This window comes from Brucella sp. GW823-FHT04E01, assembly GCF_058796175.1.
On sequence record NZ_JBXAIK010000001.1, the window covers coordinates 881,868 to 899,363 of the forward strand.

Below are 17,496 nucleotides of genomic sequence, written 5' to 3' on the forward strand. Positions count from 1 at the left end.
TGACGCAGTTGACGCGGATCGCACGGCTCCCCTTTAGTGCGGGTGCCGGACAGTGCCTTCCGTGAGGATACGCAGCACACTGATTGCTTCCTTGCCATCGGTACGCGGCTTTTCGCGCGTCTCGATGCAATGCAGGAAATGCTGCAATTCGCGTGTCAGCGGCATGCCTTCCTCAACCGGGATATAGACAGGCTCGACGGATTTGAAAGACCACTGGTCGTTTTCCCGCCAGACTTCATGGCTGTAGAGCGCAAGCTTGCGATCCCATGGTTCGCCGTCATCGAAGACAGCCATGCCCTTTGTGCCGGTAACGGTCAGGCGGCGCTCACGATAGGCATTCAGGCGCGACGCAAACAGGTGGCCGCGGATGCCATTCGGAAAATCGAGATGAAGATGGGCGATGTCGGTGAGATGATCGAGTGTCGCAACACCCTCTCCGCGAACCGCGCCCGGTTCTTCCCCGGTGATAGCCAGGATCATCGAAAGATCGTGCGGCGCAAGATCCCACAGGGCATCGAACTCGTTGTGGAACTTGCCGAACCCGACACGATGCGAATGCACATAGCGAATGTCGCCGAGCTCACCGCTTTTCACCATGTCGAGAAGCTTCTCGAAGGCCGGGTGGAAACGCAGCACATGGCCAACCATGAACACGCGACCGTTTTCGCGGGCAGCTTCCACTTCGGCTTCTGCAGCCGGAATGTCGAGCGCGATCGGCTTTTCGACCAGAACGTCCTTGCCGTTTTTCACTGCCTGAATGGCATATTGTGAATGAAACTGCGCTGGCAGCGCCAGAACGATGCCATCAATGTCTGGATGCGTGAACAATTCATCGACGGGAATGCTCGGAACATTGAACTCGGTCGCGAAGCGTTCCGCCTGTTCTGCCCTTGAGTCCGAGACTGCCTGAAGGGCACCGAGGCTCTTCAGGGTACGAATGTGATTGCCGCCCCAATAGCCGCAACCCAAAACCGCAATACGAGGTGCCATAAAACTATGCCTTTGCTGATGCCAAGTTCCTTATCGGTGCAAATGATAGAAAACAAGACGAAAGCTATGCGAAGAGTGCTTGACAGCATTTCATTCCGCACATATACCGCCGCCATTCCTTGCAGGAACAACGATTTGTCCCACCGGAAACGGCGATCATGAAGTTGTCTCTGTAAAGCGACGCGTGGCGGAGTAGCTCAGTAGGTTAGAGCAGAGGAATCATAATCCTTGTGTCGGGGGTTCGAATCCCTCCTCCGCTACCATCGTTCTCCCTCTCCAGACATCTGTGTCAAATGCCTATAGCTTGACCGGCTATCGATGCGCTTTATGTTGTGCGCGTCATTATTTAACGTCGGCACATTCATGCAAATCATCGCTCTCGATCATGTTCAACTGGCAATGCCTGAAGGTCAGGAGCAGAAAGCGCGCGATTTTTATGGTTCGACCCTCGGCTTTGCGGAAGTTCCAAAGCCTGAGAATCTGGCGGCTCGCGGCGGTTGCTGGTTTGAGAATGGAGCAATCAGGCTTCATCTGGGCGTCGAACGCCCTTTCGCACCTGCGCGCAAGGCACACCCTGCATTTCTGGTCGATAACCTCCATGACACGATCGCGCATCTGACGCGAGCGGGCATCGAAACCATCGGGGATGAGCCGCTGCACGGTTATGAGCGTTGCTACATCCACGATCCGTTCGGCAATCGTATCGAATTGATGCAAAAGATAGCCTGACGGCGATGGCCATCAGGCTATAAGTTTTAATTCGCTGCAGCTGCGATGATGCGACAAAGCCCTTCGCGTACCACCGACTTGCTGGTCGCCTGCCCCGCCTGAATACTGAAGATCGCATCGACACGAGTGCCTTTACCCTGCGCCCGTGCAGTGACGCGCAAGGTCTGGATGCGACCCGATCCGGTTGTTTCCTGAAACGCGTCAATCGAAGCGAGCTGCTTGTTGATCTTGATGCCAGAAAAGCCTTCGGCTGCGACGGCTTGCGCCAGACGCTGCAAGGCGGTCGACGATTTCACACCGGCAAAGCTTTGTGTCGAGCGATAGCTAATCGCTGTTACGAGTGGAACACCCTCGGACTTGAAATTCTGTTCGCACGAAGCAGCAAAGCCTGCCCCGGTTGTCGCCAGGGTCAACAGACCCGTAAGCAGAAACACCCGCATTCATCTCTCCCTCAACTATATTAGACAGTTAGACTATTAAATCGTGGCAGCGGCTTCGCCAACGGGAAGTTGATGGCCATGCGGCAACACTTCACTGGATTGTGGCCGACGCAGCGACTATATCCGGCCCAAAGCCCGCTACCCGGCGAAAGGCAATCGACAAGCGATCATGACTGTTCTCATCAACCAGCCTCACCCGTCCATCGATCCGGTTTCAATCGAGAAACTGGTGGCCACTTTCTATGGACGCGCACGCGAGGATGAAGTCATCGGGCCGATCTTTGCCGATGCGGTTCATGATTGGGATCATCACATCGCACAGATCGCCGCGTTCTGGTCGTCGGTTATTCTCAAGACCGGCAATTATGAAGGCCGCCCCATGGCGCCACATCTGAAACTGGGACTCAAGAACGAACATTTCGACCGTTGGCTCGACCTTTTCGAGACAACCGCACGCGAAATCTTCCCGCCGGAAGCCGCGATCATTTTCATAGACCGGGCACGGCGCATTGCCGACAGTTTTGAAATGGCGATTGCTACCAATACGGGTCAGATTTCCGCACCACGGCATTCGCGCCGCCCTCTTTAACCAAAAGAGGACGCAACCCTTACGGGCAATGCCACCCATCTTGTCATCGAATATTTAACTATATAAGCACGTCCGCAGAATAGCCGGGCCGCAATTCAGTTGCGTCAATAGAAAATAAAGGCTTGCGGGAGCAGATAAAGCCTGACGCACGATGGTGTGCTTGCGGATTAACTAATATTCGCAACATATCACTTGCATAAAGGGGCAGAATTTCGAACAGTTACCGCAGCTTTTTTGAAAGCTCGATAGATCGTGTATCGCGTCAACCCAGACGTGAAGTTTCGACTTGAGCGGATATGCAGGGAGTTAAACTATGAATGAATCCATTCGCGAACTTTTGGCCAAGGTCGGCGGCCTGCCGGGCCCGGTGACGGACATCGCCGACGATGCCGACCTTTACAGCGCGGGCCTGTCCTCCTTTGCATCGGTCCAGCTCATGCTTGGCCTGGAAGACAAGTTCGACATCGAATTTCCAGACCAGTATCTCAATCGCAAATCTTTTGCGAGCATCAAGGCCATCGAACAGACGATCACCCAAATTCTCAAGGACAAAGAGGCCGCATAATGAATGCCGGGGCGGGAAACAGTCTTTCAGAGCGCGTGGGCCGCGTTGCGGCCATAGCGGGTAAATTTTCCGATAGCGTCGATAAGGAAGGCCGCTTCCCGTGTGAAGCAATCGATGCGATGAAGGCCGAAGGTCTGCTGGGCATTCAGGTGCCGAGCGAATTCGGCGGCGAGAGTGCAGAGATCGACCAGATTGCAGAACTGTGCTGTGTTCTTGGTCAGTCTTGCGCATCGAGCGCAATGATTTTCGCCATGCATCACATCAAGCTTTCAAGTCTGGTGGAGCACGGCCAGACGGTTGAATGGCACCGGGACTTCATGCGCAAGGTCGCAAAGGACCAGCTGCTGCTTGCTTCGGCTACGACCGAAGGCGGCATTGGCGGCGATCTGCGCAACTCGATCTGCGCCATCGAGGTCGAAGGTGATATCTGCCGTCTGGAAAAGAACGCCACCGTCATTTCCTATGGTACCTATGCGGATGCCATTCTGATCACATCGCGCTCCCACAAGGATGCCGCATCGTCGGATCAGGTGATGACCGTGTTCCTGAAGGACCAGTACACGCTCGAAAAGACCCATGACTGGGACACGCTCGGCATGCGTGGCACCTGCTCGGAAGGTTTTGTATTCCGTGGCGAGGCGGACAAGGTGCAGATCCTGCCGCATCCCTTTGCCGAAATCGCAGCCCAATCCATGCTGGCGCAGTCGCATACGCTGTGGAGTTCGCTCTGGTATGGCATCGCCGTCGATGCGGTCAACCGCGCGCAGGCATTCGTGCGCGCCGCAGCAAAGCGCAATCCGGGTGCGCCGCAGCCGGGCGCTCTGCGCGTAGCCGAAGCGTCCAACATGCTTCAGATGCTGAAATCCGAAATCGTCGCTTGCCTTAAGACCTATCGCGAAGCAAAGCACGATCCGGACAAGCTGGCCTCGATGGGCTTTGCGATTGCGATGAACAATCTCAAGATTGCCGCATCGCAGACGATCCTTCAGATCATCAATCATGCCATGCTGGTCTGCGGCATCATGGGCTACAAGAACGGTACGCCTTTCAGCCTCGGCCGCCATCTGCGTGACGCGCATTCGGCGCAGTTGATGATTTCCAACGAGCGCATCCTCGGCAATACAGCCACCATGCTGCTCATTCACAAACAGAACACCAGCCTTTTGGGGTAATTGCCATGGATGCTCAGAGATCATTTCTAGACCGGCTTTTCGATTCCGGTCTCCTGATCGACACCGGCGTGGAAGGCCTATACGGACGTTCCGGCCAGTTCGAAGATGTCATCCAGGCGTTTGAACGCCTGATCGACCGTACCGGAGGCAATGACGGCGCCGAAGCGATCCGCTTTCCACCCGGCATGAACCGCGCTTTTTTCGAAAAAAGCGGCTACATGAAAAGCTTCCCGCAGCTGGCCGGCACCGTGCACAGCTTCTGTGGCTGCGAGCTTGACCACGTCAATCTCATCAAATGCATGGATGAAGGCACGGACTGGACGCTGGAGCAAAAAGCAACAGACATCGTGCTGACGCCTGCGGCCTGTTATCCGCTCTATCCGACTGTGGCCAAACGCGGACCGCTGCCGCAGGGCGGCGGGCTTTACGACCTGCAATCCTATTGCTTCCGTCATGAACCGTCGGTCGACCCTGCCCGCCAGCAGCTTTTCCGCATGCGGGAATATGTGCGCATGGGCACCGAAGCCGATGTGATGTCGTTCCGCCAGCTCTGGATCGACCGTGGCACTGAAATGATGAAGAAGGTCGGACTGCCGGTCGAAATCGACGTCGCCAACGACCCGTTCTTCGGACGCGCAGGCAAGTTGCTGGTCAACAACCAGCGCGACCAGAACCTGAAATTCGAGCTGCTGATCCCGATCACCAGCGTCGAAAAGCCGACCGCTTGCATGAGCTTTAACTATCATCAGGACCAGTTCGGCGTGAAATGGGGCCTCTCCCTCGATGACGGTGCGGTGGCGCACACGGCCTGCGTCGGGTTCGGACTGGAGCGCATCGCGCTGGCGCTCTTCCATCATCACGGTCTGGATGTTGAAATCTGGCCGGAAAACGTACGCAAGGAATTGTGGGGCTGATCACCACCATGCAGGCAGTTTTTCCGAACATCGCGCCCGACCGTTACACGCCGCACGCTTTGCATGCCCAGACGCGTATCTGGCCGGAAACCAACTGCTATGTCGATCTTTGGATCGAAGTGCTGGCAACATTGGGTGTCGCTCCGGAAGCCATGCTCGGTTTCACGCTGACACAGGATTTCGAGGGCGACCAGTTCACCTTCTTCAAGGTGCCGCTGGAAGACCTCGAAGCCCTTTATGGCGTGCGGGCGACGGAGCTTGCGATTTTCGACCGCGTGGAAAGCCATGTCGCCGAGCAGATCGCGCGCGGACGCCTCTGCATGATCGAAATGGACAGCTACTTCATGCCGGATACGCATGGCGTCAGCTATCGCACGGAACATGGCAAGACGACCATCGCCATCAACCGTATGGACGTCGAAAACCGCTTGCTGGACTATTTCCACAATGGCGGTTTCTATCATCTCGAAGGTGAGGATTTCGACGGTGTCTTCCAGCGTCATCTGACGGAAGCCGACCTGCCCTTCCTGCCCTATACGGAATTCGCCAAGTTTCCGAAGCATGTGCCGGATGAAGCGCATCAGCGACGCGTTGCCGAAATCCTTCTGCCCCGCCACTTTGCCCGCAGGCCGAAGGAAAACCCTATTCGTGCCTTTGCCAGCGTGTTTCCGGGACAGGTTGAAGCAATCGCGGAACGCCCGTTCGGCTTCTTCCATAAGTATGCATTCAACACGCTGCGCCAGCTCGGCGCGAATTTCGAACTCGCGGCAAGTCATTTCGACTGGCTCGGGCAAGGCAGGCGCTTTGCAACGGCCTCGGCAGATGCCTTGCAGATTGCGGAAACGGCAAAGGCTGTTCAGTTCCAGCTCGCCCGCGCCGTCATGCGCAAGAAATTCGACGCATTGGCCGGAACGCTACAACCGGCGGCAGATGCCTGGGATCGGTTGACGGCAGCGCTTGCAGCGGAACTTGGTCGCGATGCGGCTTGAACTAAACCCGACCAAACGACCGCTCTCGACCGGCTGGCGGCTTGCTGTCACCGGCCCGGATGCGGCGCAAACGCCGCATGATGCCAAGTCCAGTACGGCGATCAATGGTGCGCCGGTGCCCGGCACAGTGGCGGAAGCTCTGGAAAAATCGGGGCATTTCGACCGAAACAATCCCGTAGCGCTCGATAGCAGGCAAGCCTGGTATTTCCTTGATATCGAGGAGACACCCGGCCCCGCCACACTCCATTTTGGCGGGCTTGCCACGATTTGCGACATCTTTTTCAATGGCGAATTGCTGCTGCAAACCGACAGCATGTTTCTCGGCCATGATCTGCCCGTTACACTGACCGGCAAGGACGAGCTTGCCCTCTGTTTCCGCGCGCTCGCGCCTCGCCTCAGCCAAAAAGGCCCGCGTGCCCGCTGGCGCACGCAACTGATGAACACGCAAGGTCTGCGCCTCATTCGCACGACCGCGCTTGGCTATATGCCAGGCTGGTGCCCGGAAGTGCATGCCGTGGGTCCATGGCGTCCGATTTCCATCAGCCGTTCTGATACGGAGACCATATCCGACATCGCCATTCAGGCAAGACTGACAGAAACCGGCGATGGCGAACTTCAGGTCAGTTTTACCTATAGCGGCAAGGCCGAGGCACCCACTCTCCATTGCGCGGGGCAGCAGATCGCCTGCGAGCGCCAGACTGACAATCATTGGACGGCAAGGCTGACGCTTCCTAATATTGAACCATGGTGGCCACACACGCATGGCAATCCAACGCTTCACAACGTCGAACTTTCGCTCGACGGCGAACTACGCCTGCTGGGGCGCACTGGGTTCCGCCGCATCGAGGTCGATCGCGGACCGGACCGCAAGGGTTTTGCACTCAGGATCAATGGCGAGAAGGTTTTCTGTCGCGGCGCAGTATGGAGTTCTGCCGATATCGTCCGCCTTCCCGGCGCGCGCGACGATTACGAACCATGGCTGAAGCTCGCGCAGGAAGCGGGCATGAACATGCTGCGGCTGAGCGGCATCACTGCCTATGAGACACCAGATTTCTATGCGCTTTGTGACGAGCTGGGCATCATGGTGTGGCAGGACTTCATGTTTGCCAATTTCGACTATCCGGTAAAGGACGAAGCGTTTGTCGCAAAAGTGCAGGCCGAAGCTTCACAGCTTCTCACCGCTGTCAGGCATGCGCCTTCGCTGAGCATCCTCTGCGGCGGTAGCGAAATCTATCAGCAGGGCGCAATGATGGGCCTGCCGGAAGCGACTTGGAAAGGCCCGCTTACCGAGGAAATCCTGCCCGGTATCGCCGGTAAACTTTGCCCGAATATTCCCTATGTGCCGAACTCGCCCTGCGGTGGCGCCCTTCCCTTCATCAGCAATGAAGGCGTCAGCCATTACTATGGAGTCAGCGCTTATTGCCGTCCGCTTGACGATGCGCGGCGCGCGGAAGTACGCTTTGCGACCGAATGTCTGGCCTTCTCCAACGTGCCCGAAGCGCGCACGCTGAAAACCCATCTCGATGTACCCCCGGTTCACGATCCGCGCTGGAAAGCACGCGTGCCCCGCGACCGTGGTGTGTCCTGGGATTTCGAGGATGTGCGGGACGCCTATCTGGAGATGCTGTACGGCTATGATCCGGCACGGCTGCGGCGCGAGGATGTGGAACAGTATCTCCACCTTTCCCGCGCTGTTACGGCGGAAGTGATGGAAGCGACCTTCGCCGAGTGGAGACGACCGGGAAGCACCTGTTTCGGTGCACTTCTCTGGATGTTCCAAGACCTGCTGCCCGGTGCCGGTTGGGGCATGATTGATGCGACCGGCGAACCCAAAGCGTCATGGCATGGTTTGAAACGCGCCTTCCGTCCACAGCAGGTCGCCTTGACCGATGAAGGCGTCAATGGCCTCGCGATTCATGTTCTGAATGAGCAGGCAGAATCCGCTGATCTTTCGCTTGAATTGACCTGTTTGCGCGCCGGTTCGCAGCCGGTGGTTTCCGGCCGCCGTGTTCTTTCGATTGCCGGACGTTCAGCGATCACCATTGCCGCAACGGACTTGTTCGGCGCGTTCTTCGATGTCACTTACGCTTATCGTTTCGGCCCTCCGGCCCATGACGTGACCGTCGCGCGACTGAAGCGCAATGACATTACGATTGCCGAGGCATTCCACTTTCCGCTCGGACGAACAAAGGCATTTCACGACGCCACTATCGAAGTAGCTCCCATCGAAGAAAACGGAAACTGGTTCCTCGATCTGAAAACGCCGGTTCTGGCCCAATCTGTCAGCATCGATGCAGGTGACTGGCGGGCTGCCGAGAACTGGTTTCACCTTGCTCCCAACGAGACGAAACGCATCGCCCTTATTCCACGTAAGGCAACACTCGAAAAACCGTCTGGAGAAATCCGCATCGCCGGTTCGTCACGGATCGTCTGGTTCTAACCTCGCAAGGCCATTGCGCGGATCGCGCCGATATAAATCTCGCGCGAATGTTCCGGCGTCAGATTGTGATCGGCATCCGGAATGATGGCGACTGACGCATTGTCGAAGCCCTGCAGCTTGGCGCCCGCCTGATCAAAATAGAAATTGAAATGTTCGCGCCCGATATCCTTTTCGGCATAGACCAGCGCCAGCGGCACCTCACGCTGCTTCAATTCGTCAAAAGCCGAATAGACTGCCCGTCCTTCCACTGTGCGGCTGCGCAGAAGCTTGCGTGCAAGCCCGCGAATACGCCCGACAACCCCGCGCGAGATGTTACGCAGGATGGCACGGATATCCAGTTCACCGCGAAACAAGCGCTGGAATGTTTCGGCGCGGAGCGCGCGGCTGCCATAATCCTCCAGCGTGCGCTTGCCGTCGCGAACGGCATCTTCTACCGAGCGTCCCGGCGCCCAATAGAACGTCTCCGGATTGACGAGGACCGCACCGGAAATGCGCTCGTCTTTCAAGGCACTGTGGAATCCCAGAAAAGCACCGCTGCATCGTCCTGCGATAATGGGACGGCCCCAACCAATAGTGTCGAGATAGTCGAGTGCTTCGGCAACATCGGCCTCTGCCTCATTGGTATAAAGCACCTGTTCCGGCATCCCCGGATTGGGCGGGCTGTCGCCTGCATTCGCAATATCGAAGCGCAGTGATGCTATCCCTTCCCGCGCAAGCTTGCGCGCCATATCGACGGTCGTACGCCCCCACCCGACACGTCGATCATAGGCTGCGGAGAGAAACAGGACCGTCCTGCCGCGCCGCTCACCCACGGGTGCGCAGAGAACGCCTGAAAGGCGATTGCCGGAACCGAACGAGATAGGCGTTTCCACAAAACCGTCACCCGTCAAAGTGCCGCCGAGTGCCCTTTCATCCGGCTTGTTCTGCGCAGGCTGCGAACCTGCCAGACCTGCCGCCCAGTCGACAAGCCGGTCCGCGACTTCCAGCGGCAGGCGCGAGATGACCGGGTTCGAAATCAGCTTGTCGTAGTCGGTAAAAGCTTCAACCGTCACATCCGCGCCAAGCTTTTCCAGATGCGTTGCCAATTCGGCATCATTCGGACGGTCCATCCGCGCCAGCAAAAGGCATTGAGGCGCAGGCTTCGTCTCCAGCGACAGAAGATTGATCTTCTTTACATCGGCGGCCACTTCCGGCTGCATTGTCAGCGATGCGATGGAAACGCTGTTCTTGATCCTTTGCTCGTCCGTCAGGCCCAGATCGGCATCGACCATACTCGACCAGACGGCCAGTTCACGCGTGTAGAACCGCCCGGAAATGACCGGCGACAGAAGCGCCAACGCTGCGATGCCTTCGATCCGGACCGCAGTTTCGGCAGCAATCGCTGCACCAAGGCTCTGTCCAATGATGATAACGCGGCTTGCCCCGGACAGGTCACGCGCCTTCCGGGCAGCTTCAGCAAGCGTATTGCGCCAGAGCTCCAGCCCTTTGGAAAATTCGATGTCGTCGCGTCCATCGCCCGTACCGGGCCAATCGAAGCGGAAGGAGCCTATCCCCTGCACCGAAAGTCCGTCGGCGATAATGCGCCAGAATTTGCGTGTCGTGCAGAGCTCTTCCAGCCCCCAGGGGCTTGCGAACAAGACAACCGTATCAAGAGATGGGCCAACAGGGGCCTGATAAAGGCCCAGCGTGTCGCAGAAGACGACCGGACTGGCGGCAGACCGCACAACATTCGCCGGTTGCCTGTAGGATGTTTCGTTTTCCACCCTGTCGCCCATGCCTGATGCACCCCATCACAGAAATCACATCCTGCAATAATGGAAATCGCGCAAGGCACCAAGGATTTATCGCAGCGACTGCGAAAACGTGCCCCTGCCGTGCATCAAGCGCGGCAGGGTTGCAACAGGTAGAGCCCGTCTTCCAAAAGTGGAAGCTGCTCAAAAGGCCGGATCAGGCCGCTGGCTTGGTCTTTTCGCCTTTCAGCAGCTTTTCGTGACGCAGCAGCATGCCGTAGAGATCGCGAGGCTCATCTGGATCGGCAAGAAGATCCAGCTTTTCGTAGAAGCCGGTGTCCTTCAGCTTGTCACGCACATAGCGCAGGGCCGAAAAATCCTCGGTCGCAAAGCCGACGGAATCGAACAGCGTAATCTGGCGGGCATCGTTGCGTCCGGCGATCTTCCCGGTGATGACTTCCCAAAGCTCCTTGACCGGATAATCTTCCGGCAGCTGCTGGATTTCGCCTTCGATACGGGTCTGCGGTGGGTACTCGACGAAGATGTCCGAACGACGCAGAATATCGCCGTGCAGTTCCGTCTTGCCGGGGCAATCGCCGCCAACAGCATTGATGTGCACGCCAGCGCCAACCATGTTGTCGGTCAGGATCGTCGCATTGGCCTTGTCGGCGGTGACGGTGGTGATGATGTCCGCACCCTCGACAGCCTCTTCGACCGTCTTGCAGGCAACGATGTCGAAACCGGCGCCCTGCAGGTTGCGCATGCACTTGGCAGTCGCTTCCGGATCAAGATCGTAGAGACGCAGCTTGTCGACGCCAAGCAGTGCCTTGAAAGCCAGAGCCTGGAATTCGCTTTGCGCGCCATTGCCGATGATGGCCATCGTGCTGGAATTCTTCGGGGCCAGATGCTTGGCGGCTACTGCCGAAGTCGCGGCAGTGCGCAGCGCAGTCAGGATGGTCATTTCGGTCAGCAGCATCGGATAGCCGCTGCCCACATCGGCAAGAACGCCGAATGCCGTAACGGTCTGGAGACCTTCACGCGTGTTCTTCGGATGGCCGTTCACATATTTGAAGCCATAGAGCGTTCCGTCGCTCGTCGGCATCAGCTCAATCACGCCTTCCTTCGAGTGCGACGCCACACGCGGCGTCTTGTCGAAGTTTTCCCAGCGGCGGAAATCTTCTTCGACATAGTCGGCGAGTTCCTTGAGGAAGGTTTCCACGCCGACGGACAGCACCAGCTTCATCATATGATCGACGCTGACGAAGGGGACGATATTGAGGTTCGGTTGGGTCATTATTGCTCCTTGAGCGCATCCCGAAAAGTGCGAAGCGGTTTTCGGAACAAGATGCGCGTAATACAATTAGCTTGAGCATTCTGCCGCCGGATGGAACCACCCGGCGCTTCACGAATGCGGCCTCCTGAATTCAGTAATTGATGGTTGGACGGTCCATGACGCTGCGGCCCAAAAGGCTCGCCATCAGGTCGACCATCACCGTTGCGGTACGTCCGCGTTCATCGAGAAACGGGTTCAGCTCGACGAGATCGAGGCTCGTCACCAGATCGCTGTCATGCAGCATTTCCATGATGAGATGCGCTTCACGGAAGGTCGCTCCGCCCGGAACCGTGGTGCCGACAGCCGGCGCAATCGAAGGTTCAAGGAAGTCGACATCGAGGCTGACGTGCAGAAGGCCGTTTTCGTCCTTCACGCGCTTAAGGAAGCGACGCAGCAAGGCAGCAACACCATGTTCGTCGATAAGGCGCATGTCATAGACGGCAACATCGGTCTGCTTGATTGCAGCGCGTTCTGCCGGATCAACACTGCGAATACCCATCATGCAAACATTGGCGGGATCAATCGGAGCTGCCAGGGCTGGGAAATAGCCCTCAAAGCCCTTCTGGCCCGTGTAATAGGCAACAGGCGTGCCGTGCAGATTGCCGCTGCCAGTCGTTTCCAGCGTGTGGAAATCCGTATGCGCATCAAGCCACAGCACAAATTGCTTGCGGCCCTTTTCCGCCGCGCGGCGCGCGATGCCGGGAACAGTGCCTGCTGCAAGCAGATGATCGCCACCGAGGAAGATCGGAAAACCGTCTTCACTCTCACGATAAGCAGCTTCGCTGATTGCTTCGATCCAGGCAACAGCCTGCGGCAGCGCCTTGATCACAGGATTGGGATGGGCCAGCGGGCGTAGTTCGGCCGGGGCCAGATTACCGAGATCGGTAAACTCGTGACCGAGTTCGCGAATCGCATCCGCAATGCCAGCGGCGCGATAACCGTCAGGGCCCATATTGCAGCCCAGACGGCCCGTGCCTTCCTGAACAGGCAATCCCAAAATCTTGCAATGCATAAACTGCTACTCCAGAGAAATTATTGCCCTAGATTGACCATTTACGCTTGGCGATGTGAAGCAACCGGATTGGCAATTTTAACGGTTTGGTTTATCAGAATGTCGGATTGGCTTTTCAAAATGGAGAAAACATGGACGATCTGGATGAAAAGCTCATCACGCTTTTACGTCACAACGGACGGCGCAGTATTTCGGATGTGGCAATCGATCTCGGCGTTTCCCGCGCAACGGTCCGCGCCCGTATGGAACGATTGGAACAGTCCGGCGACATCATCGGCTACACGGTGATCCTGCGGTCCGATGCGGTTGATCTGCCGGTACGCGGTATCATGATGATCGAAATCGAAGGCAATGTCGCCGACCGTGTGGTCAAGGCGCTCGGCGGTTTCTCGGAAGTTTCCGCCGTTCACACCACCAATGGCCGCTTCGATCTGGTAGTGGAACTGGGTGCTGCGACGCTCACCGATTTTGATGCCGTGCTGCGCCGCATCAGGCTGGTGCCGGGCATCAAGGCCAGCGAAACCAACCTGCTGCTTGCCACACCGCGCTCGACGCGGGCGCGTCTGTAACAAAAAGCCCGGCAATTCGCCGGGCTTTTTTCGCTGTTAGGCAAGAATCGGATAATCTGTATATCCCTTGGCGCCGCCGCCATACATATGCTGCTGGTCCAGCTCATTGAGCGGAGCATTATCCTTCAAGCGACGCACAAGATCAGGGTTCGAGATGAACGGCTTGCCAAAGGCCACGACGTCAGCGCGACCGCTTTCGATCTCTTCTTCCGCCAGTTCACGATCATAGCCATTATTGACCATCCAGGCAGCTTCACCGCCAGCATCGCGATAGACCTGCTTCAGGCGCGCATAGTCAAAAGGTAGCGGGCCCTGCTGGAAGTCGCGCGGACCACCGGTCGCACCTTCAATGATATGAACATATGCAAGACCGTAAGCGGCGAGCTTGTCGAGCACATAGTCGAACAGCGGCTGCGGATCGGAATCCGAGGCGTCATTGGCGGGCGTCACTGGCGAAAGACGAATGCCGACCTTGCCCGGCGCAACCGACTTGGTGATCGCATCCACCACTTCAAACAGGAAGCGGGCGCGGTTTTCGATAGAGCCGCCATATTCATCGGTACGATGGTTGCTGTCCGAACGCAGGAACTGATCGATCAGATAGCCGTTTGCCGCATGAATTTCGACGCCGTCGAAACCAGCCACTTCAACGGCATCCTTGGCAGCCTTGGCATAGGTCGCAATGATTTCCGGAAGCTCGCTCTTTTCAAGCGCACGCGGTTCGGAGGTTGGCGCAAATTCGCCGGTGCCATCCGGATGCACAAGATAGGTCTTTGATTTGGCGATGATGGCCGAAGGCGCAACCGGCTTGCCGCCATTTGGCTGCAACGTGTTGTGTGAAATACGCCCCACATGCCACATCTGCACGACGATCTTGCCGCCTGCGCTGTGCACTGCGTCGGTCACGCGCTTCCAGCCTGCCAACTGTTCGGCGGAATAAAGGCCCGGCACATCGGCATAACCCTGTCCCTGATGGCTGATCGGCGTTGCCTCGGTGATGATGAGGCCCGCACTGGCGCGCTGTTCATAATAGGTGACGTTGAGATCATTCGGCACGGCGCGCGGTGAGCGATTACGCGTCAGCGGTGCCATAACAATACGATTGGCAAGCTTCAGATCGCCGATTGTAACTGGATCGAACAATGTGGCCATGGATACATTCCTTCAAATGGGAAAGATTGGGCAAATGGGAAAGATTGGACTGGTGAATTAAAGATCGGATACAGCTTTGATGAAGGCGGCTATCGCCTCTTCATCACGCTTGTAGAACGTCCATTGGCCAACGCGGTGGGGCATGATCAGCCCCGCCTTTGTTAGCACGGACAAATGAGCAGAAACGGACGACTGGGAGAGGCCGCACCGTTCGAACTGGCCCGCGCACACGCCCATCTCCAGAGGCATGTGCTGATCGGAGAAATGGTTCTCCGGTTCCTTGAGCCAGCTCAAAATGTCGAGACGCACCGGATTGGCGAGCGCCTTGAGTATCTCGTCCAAGGGTATAGATTGAACATCCGACATCGCAGTCACCTCGCTGATCCTTTGATACGTATCGTCATTTCCCGATATAAGTATTGAGTAAATCCGATTTATAAAGAGGCCGTTCGTTCACATCGCCGTGAACAGGAAACCGACGCCTTTCCTGTGGAACGTCGTTACTGCCTTGATTGCGCCGAACCCACATCCGACTATGTTGCCGTAAAGATTTGAGATTGGAATGAATATGGCCAACGATATTAAGCGCATTGCTGGGATTATAGCGGCGGAGATCAATGCAAAGCCCGAACAGGCAATCGCCGCCATTGGCTTGCTGGACGAAGGCGCGACCGTGCCTTTCGTCGCCCGTTACCGCAAGGAAGTCACCGGCGGCCTTGATGATACGCAGCTGCGCCAGCTTTCAGAGCGCCTCGCTTACTTGCGCGAACTTGAGGCGCGGCGCTCGTCCATTCTGGAATCGATCCGCGGACAGGAAAAGCTCACACCAGAACTCGAACTAAAAATAGCTGGCGCTCAGACCAAGGCCGAGCTTGAAGACCTCTATCTGCCCTATAAGCCCAAGCGTCGCACCAAAGCGGAAATCGCCCGCGAACGCGGTCTTGGACCGCTTGCCGAAGCCATTCTGACCGACCGCAGGCTGGTCCCCACCGAGATTGCTGCGCAATATGTCACCGGTGAAGTTGCCGATGTGAAGGCAGCACTGGATGGTGCGCGCGACATCATCGCCGAAGGCTTTGCGGAAAATGCCGAACTGATCGGCAATTTGCGCAACTATCTCAAGGAACGCGCTGTTCTGCGCTCACATGTGGTCGATGGCAAACAGGATGCAGGCGCAAAATTCTCGGATTATTTCGACCATTTCGAGCGCTGGGCAAATGTTGCAGGCCACCGGGCTCTGGCCATGCTGCGCGGACGCAACGAGGATTTCCTGTCGCTCGACATTGAAATCGACGCCGACGACACCTCGCCGGTAAAGCCGGTCGAACGCAAAATTGCAGCCGCCTATAATATCGGCGCAACCCTGCCCGGCGACCGCTGGCTGATGGAAGTTGCAGGCTGGGCTTGGCGCGTCAAACTCTCGCTCTCCCTGTCGCTTGACCTGATGCGCGACCTGCGTGAACGCGCCGAGGAAGAAGCCATCAACGTCTTCGCCCGCAACCTCAAAGACCTGCTGTTGGCCGCGCCTGCCGGTTCGCGGGCCACCATGGGCCTTGATCCGGGCATCCGCACCGGCGTTAAGGTCGCAATCGTCGATGGCACTGGCAAACTGCTCGACACAACGACGGTCTATCCGTTTCCGCCAAAGAACGATGTGCGTGGTACCCAGGCCGAGCTCGCAAGCCTGATCCGCAAACACAAGATCGAACTGATTGCCATCGGCAACGGCACAGGCAGCCGCGAAACCGAACGGCTTGTCGTTGATATGCTCACCGACATGCCAGCGCCAAAGCCGCTCAAAGTCATCGTGTCGGAAGCAGGTGCATCGGTCTATTCGGCGTCAGAAGCCGCCGCGGCCGAATTCCCGCAGCTCGACGTATCGCTGCGCGGTGCCGTTTCCATCGCCCGCCGCCTGCAGGATCCTCTGGCAGAGCTCGTCAAGATCGAGCCGAAATCCATCGGCGTCGGCCAGTATCAGCATGATGTCGATCAGTCCCGTCTGGCGCGTTCGCTCGACGCAGTGGTCGAAGATGCAGTGAACGCTGTCGGCGTTGATCTCAACACGGCATCCGCCTCACTGCTGGCGCGTGTGTCCGGTCTCGGAAAGTCTCTCGCCGAAGCAATTGTTGCGCATCGCGATGACGCCGGTGCCTTCAAGAACCGCAAGGAACTTCTGAAAGTCGCCCGCCTAGGCAACCGCGCTTTTGAACAATGCGCAGGCTTCCTGCGTATCGCCAACGGCACCGAGCCGCTTGATGCGTCCTCCGTTCACCCGGAAGCCTATGGCGTTGCCAAAAAGATCGTTTCCGCCTGCGGCCGCGATGTGCGCAGCCTCATGGGTGATAGCGCAGCACTTAAAAGCCTCGATCCGCGTGTCTTTGTCGATGAGCGTTTCGGCCTGCCAACCGTGCGCGACATTATCGCCGAGCTCGACAAGCCGGGCCGCGATCCCCGCCCTGAATTCAAGACCGCGACCTTTGCCGATGGCATCGATGACATCAAGGACCTGAAACCCGGCATGATGCTTGAAGGCACCGTCACAAACGTTGCTGCCTTTGGTGCCTTTGTCGATATCGGTGTGCATCAGGACGGACTTGTCCATGTTTCGCAGCTCGCCGACCGCTTCGTCAAAGACCCGCATGAAGTGGTCAAGGCTGGCGATGTGGTGAAGGTACGCGTGACGGAAGTGGATGTGCCACGCAAGCGCATCGGCCTGACGATGAGAAAGGACGGCGGTGAAGCCCCTGCCCCGCGTGGTCCTGCAAACCGCGACCAGCGGCCTGCCAAAAACTTCACCCCACAGCGCAAACAGGAACAACCATCAACCGGCGGTTTCGGTGCAGCACTTTTGGAAGCGATGAAGAAGAAATAA

At 57.4% G+C, this 17,496-nt stretch carries 16 protein-coding genes and 1 tRNA gene; 10 read left to right on the top strand and 7 right to left on the bottom strand.

What is annotated here, in order from left to right; all coding sequences use genetic code 11:
• Positions 1 to 33 precede the first annotated feature (33 nt).
• Positions 34 to 990, bottom strand: coding sequence for a Gfo/Idh/MocA family protein (locus tag AC1RHM_RS04410; RefSeq protein WP_010659549.1), 957 nt, complete (start codon positions 988 to 990; stop codon positions 34 to 36).
• 186 nt (positions 991 to 1,176) lie between these two features.
• Here AC1RHM_RS04410 and AC1RHM_RS04415 point away from each other — a divergent pair.
• Together AC1RHM_RS04415 and AC1RHM_RS04420 are read left to right on the top strand one after the other, a co-directional pair.
• Positions 1,177 to 1,253: transfer RNA gene (locus tag AC1RHM_RS04415), tRNA-Met, on the top strand.
• Positions 1,254 to 1,353: 100 nt separating this feature from the next.
• Complete coding sequence (locus AC1RHM_RS04420; RefSeq protein ID WP_010659548.1) at positions 1,354 to 1,719, top strand: VOC family protein; 366 nt, start codon at positions 1,354 to 1,356, stop codon at positions 1,717 to 1,719.
• Positions 1,720 to 1,745: 26 nt separating this feature from the next.
• On the opposite strand, the gene AC1RHM_RS04425 is transcribed toward AC1RHM_RS04420, so the two are convergent.
• Positions 1,746 to 2,159 carry a hypothetical protein gene (locus tag AC1RHM_RS04425; RefSeq protein ID WP_010659547.1) on the bottom strand — a complete coding sequence of 138 codons (414 nt, stop codon included), beginning with the start codon at positions 2,157 to 2,159 and terminating at the stop codon, positions 1,746 to 1,748.
• Between the two features lie 169 nt (positions 2,160 to 2,328).
• Between AC1RHM_RS04425 and AC1RHM_RS04430 the strand changes: the two genes are divergently transcribed.
• The 6 genes from AC1RHM_RS04430 to AC1RHM_RS04455 all read left to right on the top strand — a co-directional run bounded on the left by AC1RHM_RS04430 (position 2,329) and on the right by AC1RHM_RS04455 (position 8,828).
• Entirely contained in the window at positions 2,329 to 2,748 is a 420-nt protein-coding gene (locus tag AC1RHM_RS04430; RefSeq protein ID WP_010659546.1) for a group III truncated hemoglobin, read from the top strand.
• A 313-nt stretch (positions 2,749 to 3,061) separates the two neighbouring features.
• Positions 3,062 to 3,313 carry an acyl carrier protein gene (locus AC1RHM_RS04435; protein WP_006467457.1) on the top strand — a complete coding sequence of 84 codons (252 nt, stop codon included), beginning with the start codon at positions 3,062 to 3,064 and terminating at the stop codon, positions 3,311 to 3,313.
• The gene (locus AC1RHM_RS04440) at positions 3,313 to 4,485 is read left to right on the top strand and encodes an acyl-CoA dehydrogenase family protein (RefSeq protein WP_010659545.1); all 1,173 of its coding nucleotides are present in this window, start codon (positions 3,313 to 3,315) and stop codon (positions 4,483 to 4,485) included. The genes AC1RHM_RS04435 and AC1RHM_RS04440 overlap by 1 nt, the downstream gene beginning before the upstream one ends.
• Before the next feature lie 5 nt (positions 4,486 to 4,490).
• Positions 4,491 to 5,399, top strand: a complete 909-nt coding sequence (locus AC1RHM_RS04445) for an amino acid--[acyl-carrier-protein] ligase (RefSeq protein ID WP_010659544.1) — start codon at positions 4,491 to 4,493, stop codon at positions 5,397 to 5,399.
• A gap of 8 nt (positions 5,400 to 5,407) precedes the next feature.
• Positions 5,408 to 6,388: a DUF1839 family protein gene (locus tag AC1RHM_RS04450; protein ID WP_029376049.1), complete on the top strand. Its 981-nt coding sequence runs from the start codon at positions 5,408 to 5,410 to the stop codon at positions 6,386 to 6,388.
• Positions 6,378 to 8,828: a glycoside hydrolase family 2 protein gene (locus AC1RHM_RS04455; RefSeq protein ID WP_010659542.1), complete on the top strand. Its 2,451-nt coding sequence runs from the start codon at positions 6,378 to 6,380 to the stop codon at positions 8,826 to 8,828. Before AC1RHM_RS04450 ends, AC1RHM_RS04455 begins: the two co-directional genes overlap by 11 nt.
• Here AC1RHM_RS04455 and AC1RHM_RS04460 read toward each other — a convergent pair.
• From AC1RHM_RS04460 to rocF, 3 genes are all read right to left on the bottom strand, one after another.
• Complete coding sequence (locus AC1RHM_RS04460; protein WP_492332482.1) at positions 8,825 to 10,603, bottom strand: alpha/beta fold hydrolase; 1,779 nt, start codon at positions 10,601 to 10,603, stop codon at positions 8,825 to 8,827. The two genes, AC1RHM_RS04455 and AC1RHM_RS04460, sit on opposite strands and share 4 nt — an antisense overlap.
• Positions 10,604 to 10,775: 172 nt before the next feature.
• Positions 10,776 to 11,852 carry an ornithine cyclodeaminase gene (gene ocd / locus AC1RHM_RS04465; protein WP_010659540.1) on the bottom strand — a complete coding sequence of 359 codons (1,077 nt, stop codon included), beginning with the start codon at positions 11,850 to 11,852 and terminating at the stop codon, positions 10,776 to 10,778.
• 130 nt (positions 11,853 to 11,982) lie between these two features.
• Positions 11,983 to 12,903 (bottom strand): arginase, encoded by a 921-nt coding sequence (gene rocF, locus AC1RHM_RS04470; protein WP_010659539.1) that lies wholly within the window; start codon positions 12,901 to 12,903, stop codon positions 11,983 to 11,985.
• Between the two features lie 131 nt (positions 12,904 to 13,034).
• Here rocF and AC1RHM_RS04475 point away from each other — a divergent pair, with 131 nt between their 5' ends.
• Positions 13,035 to 13,472, top strand: a complete 438-nt coding sequence (locus AC1RHM_RS04475; protein WP_010659538.1) for an Lrp/AsnC family transcriptional regulator — start codon at positions 13,035 to 13,037, stop codon at positions 13,470 to 13,472.
• A 36-nt stretch (positions 13,473 to 13,508) separates the two neighbouring features.
• Here AC1RHM_RS04475 and AC1RHM_RS04480 read toward each other — a convergent pair whose 3' ends face one another.
• Together AC1RHM_RS04480 and AC1RHM_RS04485 are read right to left on the bottom strand one after the other, a co-directional pair.
• On the bottom strand, positions 13,509 to 14,624 hold the full coding sequence (locus tag AC1RHM_RS04480) for an alkene reductase (protein WP_010659537.1): 1,116 nt from the start codon (positions 14,622 to 14,624) through the stop codon (positions 13,509 to 13,511).
• Positions 14,625 to 14,681: 57 nt separating this feature from the next.
• A complete protein-coding gene (locus tag AC1RHM_RS04485; protein WP_012091525.1) occupies positions 14,682 to 14,990 on the bottom strand; it encodes an ArsR/SmtB family transcription factor in 309 nt (102 codons plus the stop codon).
• 202 nt (positions 14,991 to 15,192) lie between these two features.
• Between AC1RHM_RS04485 and AC1RHM_RS04490 the strand changes: the two genes are divergently transcribed.
• Positions 15,193 to 17,496, top strand: coding sequence for a Tex family protein (locus AC1RHM_RS04490; RefSeq protein ID WP_010659535.1), 2,304 nt, complete (start codon positions 15,193 to 15,195; stop codon positions 17,494 to 17,496).